This window comes from Proluteimonas luteida, assembly GCF_021191695.1.
Taxonomy (GTDB): Bacteria; Pseudomonadota; Gammaproteobacteria; order Xanthomonadales; family Xanthomonadaceae; genus Luteimonas; species Luteimonas luteida.
The window spans coordinates 1-9213 of record NZ_JAIWPT010000034.1 but is presented as its reverse complement, the minus strand read 5'-3'; the positions used below and the strand labels follow the sequence as shown (position 1 = coordinate 9213).

Genomic DNA, 9213 nt, shown 5'->3' with positions numbered 1-9213 from the left:
GGACGGTCCCCCCCTCTCCCGCGCAGGCGCGGGAGAGGGGCGTCGGCGTCTCCCGCCGTAGGCGGGAGACGTCATTCAATCTTGGAGGCTGATCCTGCCTCCGCCCGTCGTCCCTGCAATGGCCTTCCATGCTCCGGGGTTTCGATGACGTGGTGATGACAGGTGCCGGCGGTCGCGTGACGGAGGATTGATGGCGACGGGCCGCGCATCCGTTACGCTGCGCGCCGTCCCCCGCAAGCAGGCACACACCGATGCCCCGTCCCCACTGGCGCCTGGTCCTCAACGGCAAATGTTCCGGCAACGGGGCGGTGCGCGACGCCGTGCACGCCTTGCGCGCGCGTGGCGTCGAGCTCGACGTGCGCGTGACCTGGGAGGCGGGCGATGCGATGCGACTGGTCGATGCGGCGGTCGCCGACGGCGTCGATACCGTGATCGCCGCCGGCGGCGACGGCACGCTCAACGAGGTGGCCGGGGCGCTGGCCGCGCAGCCGGGCGATGCGGACGCGCTGCCCGCGCTCGGGCTGCTGCCGCTTGGTACCGCCAACGATTTCGCCACCGCCGCCGGCATCCCCGACGATCCGCTGGCCGCGCTGGAACTGGTCGCGCGCCAGCCGCCGGTGCCGATCGACCTGGTCCGCGTCGACGCCGACGGCCAGTGCCGCTGGTACGCCAATCTCGCCTCCGGCGGCTTCGGCACCCAGGTCACCGTCGAGACCAATGAGGGCTTGAAGAAGGTGCTCGGCGGCCTGGCCTATTTCATCACCGGGCTGTCGCGGATCGGGCGCATCGAGCCGATCGTCGCGCACGTGTCCGGCCCCGGTTTCGACTGGCACGGCGGTTTCGTCGCACTGGGCATCGGCAACGGCCGCCAGGCCGGCGGCGGACAGTTGCTGTGTCCCGACGCACGGATCGACGACGGCCTGCTCGATGTCACCGTCGTGCCGGAGCTGGAAACCGAACGGGCCGCCACCCTGCGCACCGCGCTGCATACCGCGCTGACGGAAGGCAGGGTCGCCGCGCTCGACCAGGTCGCGCTGCGGCCGCGCCTGCCCGACGTCGTGATCGAGGGCGAAGCGCCGCTGACCCTGAACCTGGACGGCGAGCCGGTGCGCGCGCGCCGCTTCGCGCTGGCCTGCGCGCCGCGGCGGTTGCGCATGCACCTGCCGCCGGGCTGCCGGTTGCTGGCGGCCAACGCCGGCGCCACGGACGACGACTGACGCCGCGCCCGGTCGCGCAATCGGCGGCGAGTGGGTACAGTAGCCGGCATGCGCGCGACCGCACCCCTGCATTTCCGTTCCGCCGGCACCAGCTGGCGATGGTGGCCCCCGGCTGCACTCGCTTCCGCCTGCCCGCTTTCCAAGGAAATGCCGCGTGATCCCGCAACAGGACTTCCAGCAGTACGCCGCTGACGGCCATACCCGCATCCCGGTGGTGCGCGAGGTGCTGTCCGACCTCGACACGCCGCTGTCGGTCTACCTCAAGCTTGCCGACGGCCCGCATACCTACCTGTTCGAATCGGTCGAGGGCGGCGAACGCTTCGGCCGCCATTCGATCATCGGCCTGCCGGCCTCGCGCGTGTACGCCTTCCACGGCCACACGCTGACGGTCAGCGAGCACGGCGAGGCGGTCGAGACGCGCGAGGTCGACGACCCGTTCGCCGAGGTCGAGCGCCTGCGCAGCGAACATGCGGTGCCGAAGCTCGACGGCCTGCCGGCGTTCACCGGCGGGCTGGTCGGCTGGTTCGGCTTCGAGTGCGTCGAGTACATCGAGCCGCGGCTGCGCAATGGCGTGCGCGCCGACGTGCGCGACGAGCTGGGCACGCCCGACATCCTGCTGATGCTGAGCACCGAGGTCGCGGTGTTCGACAACCTCAAGGGCCGGCTGTACCTGATCGTGCACGCCGACCCGCGCGAGCCGCAGGCCTGGGCGCGCGCCAACCGCCGGCTCGATGCGCTGACCCACCGCTTGCGCCACGGCGGTGCCGGCTACCCGGAGACGCTGCAGCCGGCGGCGCTGGACGAATCCGACTTCGTCTCCGGCTTCACCCGCGAGGGCTTCATCGACGCGGTGCAGGCCACCAGGGACTACATCGCCGCCGGCGACGCCTTCCAGGTCGTGCTGTCGCAGCGCATGTCGGTGCCGTTCCAGGCGCGCCCGGTCGATGTCTACCGCGCGCTGCGCGCACTCAATCCCTCGCCTTACATGTACTTCCTCGACGTCGGCGGCACCCAGGTGGTCGGCTCGTCGCCGGAGATCCTGGTGCGCCTGCAGCACACAGGCGACGGTGGGCGCGCCGTCACCGTGCGCCCGATCGCCGGCACCCGGCCGCGCGGCGCGACGCCGGAACAGGACCTCGCGCTGGAGGCCGAACTGCTGGCCGATCCCAAGGAGCGTGCCGAGCACCTGATGCTGATCGACCTTGGCCGCAACGACGTCGGCCACGTCTCCGAGGCGAGCACGGTGGAGGTCGGCGAACGCTTCGTCATCGAGCGCTACAGCCACGTCATGCACATCGTCAGCGAAGTCACCGGGCGCCTGAAGGACGGCCTGAGCTACGCCGACGTGCTGCGCGCGACGTTCCCGGCCGGCACCGTCAGCGGCGCGCCGAAGGTCCGTGCGCTGGAGATCATCCGCAGCCTCGAGCCGGTCAAGCGCAACGTCTACTCCGGCGCCGTCGGCTACATCGGCTGGCATGGCGACGCCGATACCGCGATCGCGATCCGTACCGCGGTGATCCAGGACGGCCGCCTGTACGTGCAGGCCGGCGCCGGCATCGTCCACGACTCGGATCCCGAGAAGGAATGGGAGGAGACCATGAACAAGGGCCGCGCCCTGTTCCGCGCGGTGGCGCAGGCGGCGAAGGGGTTGTGATGGACGAATCGTGCGGGTCGGGGAAACGGGTGACGCCATGCTGCTGATGATCGACAACTACGACAGCTTCACCTGGAACCTCGTGCAGTACCTGCAGGCGCTGGGTGCCGAGGTGCGGGTGGAGCGCAACGATGCGCTGTCGGTCGACGAGATCGCCAGGCTCGCGCCCGAGCGCATCGTGATCTCGCCGGGGCCGTGCACGCCGAACGAGGCCGGCGTGTCGCTGGCGGTGATCGAGCGCCTCGGCGCGACGACGCCGATCCTCGGCGTCTGCCTCGGCCACCAGGGCATCGGCCAGGCCTATGGCGGCCGGGTGATCCGCGCCGGCCGCATCATGCATGGCAAGACCTCGGCGATCCGCCACGAGGGCAAGGGCGTGTTCGCGTCGCTGCCCGACGGCTATGAAGCCACGCGCTACCACTCGCTGGTGGTCGAGCGGTCGTCGCTGCCGGACTGCCTGGAAGTCACCGCGTGGACCGAGCACGACGACGGCACGTTCGAGGAGATCATGGGCCTGCGCCATCGCGAGCATCCGGTCGAGGGCGTGCAGTTCCATCCCGAGTCGATCCTGACCGAGCACGGCCATGCGCTGCTGAAGAACTTCCTGGAGAGGTGAGGCATCGAGACACTTCGTCATTCCCGCGAAAGCGGGAATGACGGGAAGGAAACTACGCTTTTCACCAATCACCAATCACCAATCCCGGCACCCCAACGGACGAACGTCCGGTCATCCCGAATCCCGAAAATGCCCATCACCCCCCACGAAGCCCTGCAACGCACCATCGAGCACCGCGAGATCTTCCGCGACGAGATGGTCGGACTGATGCGCCAGATCATGCAGGGCGAGGTCTCGCCGCTGATGACCGCGGCGATCCTGACCGGCCTGCGGGTCAAGAAGGAGACCGTCGACGAGATCGCAGGCGCGGCCCAGGTCATGCGCGAGTTCGCGCTGCCGGTGCCGCTGGACGACGGCACGCGCGCGCACCTGGTCGACATCGTCGGCACCGGCGGCGACGGCGCGCATACGTTCAACATCTCCACCGCCAGCATGTTCGTCGTCGCCGCGGCCGGCGCGAAGGTCGCCAAGCACGGCAACCGCAGCGTGTCGTCGAAGTCGGGCAGCGCCGACGTGATCGAGGCCCTGGGCGCGCGCATCGACCTGCAGCCCGACGAGGTGGCGCGCTGCATCGACGAGGCCGGCATCGGTTTCATGTTCGCGCCCGTGCACCATCCGGCGATGGCGGCGGTCGCGCCGGTACGCCGCGAGATGGGCGTGCGCACGATCTTCAACATTCTCGGGCCGCTGACCAACCCGGCCGGCGCGCCGAACATCCTGATGGGCGTGTTCCATCCCGACCTGGTCGGCATCCAGGTGCGCGTGCTGCGCGAGCTCGGCGCCGAGCGCGCGCTGGTGGTCTGGGGCCGCGACGGCATGGACGAGATCTCGCTCGGCGCCGGCACCCTGGTCGGCGAACTGCGCGACGGCGAGGTCCGCGAGTACGAGATCCACCCCGAGGACTTCGGCATCGCCATGGCCGCCAGCCGCAACCTGCGGGTGGCCGATGCGGCCGAGTCGAAGGCGATGCTGCTCGAGGCGCTCGACGATGTGCCCGGCCTGCCGCGCGACATCGTCTCGCTCAATGCCGGCGCGGCGCTGTACGTGGCCGGGGTCGCCGATTCGATCGCCGCCGGCATCGTGCTGGCGCGCGAGGCGATCGCCTCGGGCGCGGCGCGCGCCAGGCTGGCCGCCTACGTCGACCTGACCCGGTCGCTGCGCGGCGGCTGAGTCGCCGTCCGCGGCCTCGTGCGCCCTGTGCGCGGGGATTTGTCAAGGCGTTGCGCGCGCCGGCTGCGTGCTAACTTGACCGCCATCACGACCACGGCCAAGGAGCCGACGAATGCCGAGCAAGACCCCCGACGGGGAAGAGCGGGGATGGATCGTCCCGATCGGCGGTGCCGAGGACAAGGAAGCCGACCCGAAGGTGCTGCGGCGCTTCGTCGAGATCTGTGGTGGCGCGGACGCGCGCATCGTCGTGATCCCGACCGCCAGCCGCCTGATCGAGACCGGTACCCAGTACGCGCGCCTGTTTCCCGAGCTCGGCGCGGCCGAAGTCACCGTGCTCGACTTCGACACCCGCCGCGACTGCCATGAGCAGAACCGGCTGGACATCATCGAGCGCGCCACCGGCGTGTTCTTCACCGGCGGTAACCAGCTGCGCCTGTCGACGCTGCTCGGCGGGACCCCGGTCGCCAAGCTGATCCGCGTGCTCAACGCGCGCGGGCTGCCGGTCGGCGGCACCAGCGCCGGTGCCAGCATCCTCAGCGAGCACATGATCGCCTTCGGCCAGGAAGGCTCGTCGCCGCGCGCGGGCAGCGTGCGCCTGGCGCCGGGGCTGGGCCTGACCAACCGCTTCATCATCGACCAGCATTTCCGCCAGCGCGACCGGCTGGGCCGGCTGGTCGCCGGGCTGGCCTACAACCCGTTCGCGATCGGCATCGGCCTCGACGAGGACACCGCGGCGTTCATCGGCCCGGACGACACCCTCGAAGTGGAAGGCAGCGGCTCGGTGACGATCGTCGATGCCGCCGAGCTGAGCTTCTCGTCGATGGACCGCGCCGGCGAGGACGACCCCGTGTGCCTGCTCGGGCTGCGCGTGCATATCCTGATCGCGGGTGCGACCTTCAACCTGCACACCCGGCAGGCCGCCGCCGGCAGCCTTGCGGTCAGCAAGACCTGAGCCACCGGATGCGCGGGTTCGCATTGCTGCTGATGGCGATGGGTCTGGCGCCAGCGGCTGCGGAAGAATCGGATGCGCGCCTGCGCTATGCCTGCGATCCGGGAATGGACGCACCCAGGCTGGAACTGATGGCCGGCGACACCGGGGGCGCGCCCGTCGTTTTGGGTGACGGTGTCGAATGGATCGACGTCGCGCCGCTGCAGAGGTTCGACGACAGGACCGATCCGCGCAGCGGCCAGCGGCTGCGCGCGGGCTCGGAAACCCTGACGCGCCGCTGCGGTGCCTACACGGTCGAGATCCGCGCCGGTTTCTACAACCCCGATCCGCAGGGCGAGATGGGCGGCGCGCCGGCCTACCCGATCGTCGGGATCTCCGAGGCCGGCCGTGGCCACATCGGCACCTTCGCGATGGGCGTGTGCGGTGCGTCCAACCCGCGCTACAGCTATCTCGTCCAGTGCCCGTCGGACTGGGCCACGCGCGTGCTGGTCGTGGGGGCGCCCGCGGTCCGTGGCACCATGCTGGAACTGCGTCGGGCGCATGACGACATCCGCCTTCTTGCCCCCCTGCCGCCCGGGGCGTCGCCCTAGCCGACTCAGCCACTTCACAAGGGAATTTCCATGCGCATCCTCGAACGTTCCGTCTACGTCGGCCCCTCGCAATACGCGCATTTCCCGGTCATCCGGCTGGTGCTGGATCTCGAACAGCTGGAAGCCTGGCCGACCGGCCGGCTCGGTGGCGGCTTCGTCGATGCGCTGGTCGCCGCGCTGCCGGGGCTGGCCGAGCATGGCTGTTCCTACCGCGAGCCCGGCGGTTTCATCCGGCGCATGCGCGAGGGCGAGGGCACCTGGCTCGGCCATGTGATGGAGCACGTCGCGATCGAGCTGCAGAACATCGCCGGCGAGGACGTGAGCTTCGGCCGCACCCGCGGCATCGGCGACGACCGCCCCGGCGTGTACTCGGTGGTCTACGAGTACGCGCAGCGCGAGGAGGGCATCGCCGCCGGCGAGCTGGCGATCCGCCTGCTCAGCTCGCTGCTGCCGGCCGACATCCGGCCCGAGGGCAGCGTGCCGGCCGACTGGCAGTGGGACGAGGCGCGCGACGACTTCATCCGCTACGCGCAGAAGCGCGCACTGGGCCCGTCGACCGCCTCGCTGGTGCGCGCCGGCGTGGAGCGCGGCATTCCGTGGCTGCGCCTGAACCAGCAGTCGCTGATCCAGTTCGGCCACGGCAAGTACCAGCAGCGCATCCAGGCGACGATCACCGGCCGCACGCCGTACATCGCCGTCGAACTGGCCAGCGACAAGGAGGAGACCAACAAGATCCTCGCGACCCTGGGCCTGCCGGTGCCGCGCCAGCAACTGGTCTCCAGCCAGGTCGACGCGCTCAAGGCGGCGCGCCGGCTCGGCGGGCCGGTGGTGCTCAAGCCCTACAACGGCAACCACGGCCGCGGCATCACCATCAACATCAGCGGCGACGACGAGATCCGCGAGGCCTTCGCCGCCGCGCAGGCGCATTCGCGCTCGGTCATCGTCGAGACCTTCCAGCCCGGCGACGACCACCGCCTGCTGGTGGTCAACGGCGAGCTGATCGCCGCGACCCGGCGCACGCCCGGGCACGTGGTCGGCGACGGCACGCACACCATCGCCGAACTGGTCGAGATCGTGAACCAGGACCCGCGCCGCGGCGTCGGCCACGAGAAGGTGCTGACCCGGATCGAACTCGACCGCGAGGCGACGCTGATGATGGAGCGCGTCGGCCACAGCGCGGAATCGGTGCCGGCAGACGGCGAGGTCGTGTTCCTGCGCTCGACCGCCAACCTGTCGACCGGCGGCACCGCGACCGACGTCACCGACATCATCCACCCCGACAACCGCGACATGGCGGTGCGCGCGGTGCGCGCGATCGGCCTGGACGTGGGCGGCGTCGACTTCATCACCCCGAACATCGCCGAGAGCTACAAGACCATCGGCGGCGCGATCTGCGAGGTCAACGCCGCGCCCGGCTTCCGCATGCACGTGGCGCCCAGCGAAGGCACGCCGCGCGACCCGGCCGGCCCGGTCATCGACATGCTGTTCCCGCCGGGCACGCCGTCGCGCGTGCCGATCGCCGCGCTCACCGGCACCAACGGCAAGACCACGACCGCGCGCATGCTCGCCCACGTCGCCAAGATGGCCGGCTACACCCCCGGCCTGACCACGACCGACGGCGTCTACATCGACGGCCAGCGCACCGTCGAGGGTGACATGACCGGGCCGGTGTCGGCGCGCATGGTGCTGTCGGACCCGGCGATCGACCTGGCCGTGCTGGAGACCGCGCGCGGCGGGTTGCTGCGCGCCGGCATGGGCGTGCCCGAGGTCGACGTCGGCGCGGTGCTCAACGTGCAGGCCGACCACCTCGGCCTGAAGGGCATCGACACCCTGGAGCAGCTGGCCGAGATCAAGCGCATCGTGGTGGAAGTGGCGAAGGACTGCGCGGTGCTCAACGCCGACGACCCCAACGTGCTGCGGATGTCGGCCTACACCGACGCGAAGACCATCTGCTACGTGACGATGAACCCCTCGCATCCGCTGGTGCGCGAGCACATCCGTGCCGGCGGCCGCGCCTGCGCGCTGGAGAACGGCGTCAACGGCCACATGATCACCCTCTACGACAAGGGCAGCCACATCCCGCTGATGTGGACCCACCTGATTCCCGCAACGATCGAGGGCCGCGCGCTGCACAACGTGCAGAACGCGATGTTCGCCGCGGCCATGGCGTTTTCGCTGGGGATCAGGCTCGACGCGATCCGCCAGGGCCTGCGCACCTTCGACACCACGTTCTTCCAGGCGCCGGGGCGCATGAACGTGTTCGACGAGCATCCGTTCAAGGTCATCATGGACTACGCGCACAACGCCCACGCGGTCGGCGTCATGGCCGAACTCGCGCAGCGCCTGGACGTGGGCGGCCGCCGCATCGTCGTGGTCACCGGCCCCGGCGACCGCCGCGACGAGGACCTGGCGGCGATCGCGCAGGCGGTGCACGGCCACTTCGACCATTTCGTCGTGCGCCGCGATGACAACCTGCGCGGCCGCGACGGCGACGAGGTGCCGCGCATCATCGCCCGTGCGCTGGAAGCGGCCGGCGTGCCGGCCGACGCGATCAGCGTGGTCCCCGACGAGCAGGACGCGGTCGAGGCCGCGCTGCGCATGGCCGCTGCCGGCGACCTGCTGGTGGTGTTCGCCGACGCGCTGGCCCGCACCTGGAAGCAGATCATCAAGTTCAATGCCGAAGGCGAGGCGCCGCGCGCGCGGGTCGAGCTGCCGTCGCTGGCGCCGGCGCGCAGCGCCGACGAGGCGGCGGTCGCGGCGATGGAGGGCGTGGTCCGCGACGAGCGCGGGCTGGTGTTCGAACGCGAGGAAAGCGACTGACGATGCACGCCGAACCCTTCGCCGAATCGCGCCGCCTGACCGGCACCAACGTCTATTTCGCGGGGACCGGCGCGGCGCTGGAGACCGCGGTCGGCGCGCCGGTCGCGGCGTCGCTGCTGGCCCGCTGGCAGGGCCGGATCCGGGCCGCGCGGGTGGCGCTGGGCTGGGCCGACGAGGCGATCGTCGTGCGTCCGCAC

General features: G+C 70.8%; 7 protein-coding genes and 1 pseudogene. All 8 read left to right on the top strand.

Annotation, left to right across the window (positions count from 1 at the left end; genetic code table 11):
* Nucleotides 1-251 precede the first annotated feature (251 nt).
* On the top strand, nt 252-1217 hold the full coding sequence (gene yegS, locus LDO26_RS17920) for a lipid kinase YegS (RefSeq protein ID WP_232132460.1): 966 nt from the start codon (nt 252-254) through the stop codon (nt 1215-1217).
* Nucleotides 1218-1371: 154 nt separating this feature from the next.
* Nucleotides 1372-2871, top strand: coding sequence for an anthranilate synthase component I (gene trpE, locus LDO26_RS17915; protein ID WP_232132459.1), 1500 nt, complete (start codon nt 1372-1374; stop codon nt 2869-2871).
* 37 nt (nt 2872-2908) lie between these two features.
* Nucleotides 2909-3487 (top strand): anthranilate synthase component II, encoded by a 579-nt coding sequence (locus LDO26_RS17910; RefSeq protein WP_232132458.1) that lies wholly within the window; start codon nt 2909-2911, stop codon nt 3485-3487.
* 129 nt (nt 3488-3616) lie between these two features.
* Entirely contained in the window at nt 3617-4657 is a 1041-nt protein-coding gene (trpD, locus tag LDO26_RS17905; protein WP_232132457.1) for an anthranilate phosphoribosyltransferase, read from the top strand.
* Between the two features lie 112 nt (nt 4658-4769).
* Nucleotides 4770-5609 carry a cyanophycinase gene (locus LDO26_RS17900; protein ID WP_232132456.1) on the top strand — a complete coding sequence of 280 codons (840 nt, stop codon included), beginning with the start codon at nt 4770-4772 and terminating at the stop codon, nt 5607-5609.
* Between the two features lie 23 nt (nt 5610-5632).
* On the top strand, nt 5633-6196 hold the full coding sequence (locus LDO26_RS17895) for a hypothetical protein (protein WP_232132455.1): 564 nt from the start codon (nt 5633-5635) through the stop codon (nt 6194-6196).
* Nucleotides 6197-6226: 30 nt separating this feature from the next.
* Nucleotides 6227-9016, top strand: coding sequence for a cyanophycin synthetase (gene cphA / locus LDO26_RS17890; RefSeq protein WP_232132454.1), 2790 nt, complete (start codon nt 6227-6229; stop codon nt 9014-9016).
* A 2-nt stretch (nt 9017-9018) separates the two neighbouring features.
* Nucleotides 9019-9213: pseudogene (locus LDO26_RS17885) on the top strand (Mur ligase family protein); the annotation flags it as partial.

Coding starts and splice junctions, on each gene's coding strand:
- yegS (WP_232132460.1), top strand. CDS start 252: ATGCCCCGTCCCCACTGGCGCCTGGTCCTCAACGGCAAATGTTCCGGC.
- LDO26_RS17910 (WP_232132458.1), top strand. CDS start 2,909: ATGCTGCTGATGATCGACAACTACGACAGCTTCACCTGGAACCTCGTG.
- trpD (WP_232132457.1), top strand. CDS start 3,617: ATGCCCATCACCCCCCACGAAGCCCTGCAACGCACCATCGAGCACCGC.
- LDO26_RS17900 (WP_232132456.1), top strand. CDS start 4,770: ATGCCGAGCAAGACCCCCGACGGGGAAGAGCGGGGATGGATCGTCCCG.
- cphA (WP_232132454.1), top strand. CDS start 6,227: ATGCGCATCCTCGAACGTTCCGTCTACGTCGGCCCCTCGCAATACGCG.